The sequence below is a fragment of the Legionella sp. ST3F1 genome (assembly GCF_048553315.1).
Classification (GTDB): Bacteria; Pseudomonadota; Gammaproteobacteria; order Legionellales; family Legionellaceae; genus Tatlockia; species Tatlockia donaldsonii.
The window spans coordinates 1-347 of record NZ_JBLZIO010000067.1 but is presented as its reverse complement, the minus strand read 5'-3'; the positions used below and the strand labels follow the sequence as shown (position 1 = coordinate 347).

Here is a 347-nt window from a genome sequence, read left to right as displayed (position 1 = left end):
ACTGCTGTGGTCACCGAAGATGTGAATGTTGCCAACAATAACCTGAGCAGTAGTGGTACCTTGACCATTACTGATGTGGATGCCGGCCAATCCAGTTTTATCGCCCAGCCCTCTGTGGCAGGCACCTACGGTACCTTTACCCTGGCCGCCAATGGGGGCTGGACGTACACGGCGAACAATGCACAAACAGCCATCCAGCAGTTAGGGGCTGGCCAAACGTTGACGGATAGCTTTACTGCGACTTCAGCCGATGGCAGTGCCAGTCAAACGGTCACGGTGACGATCCAGGGTACTAATGATGTCCCGGTGATTGCCGGGGTGTCTACCGGGACCGTCACCGAAGATGC

Annotated in this window: 1 protein-coding gene; it reads left to right on the top strand. The window is 55.9% G+C overall.

What is annotated here, in order from left to right; translation table 11 throughout:
- Positions 1–347: VCBS domain-containing protein (locus tag ACN4Z1_RS15980; protein WP_419413485.1), on the top strand; the 347-nt coding region annotated here is incomplete at both ends.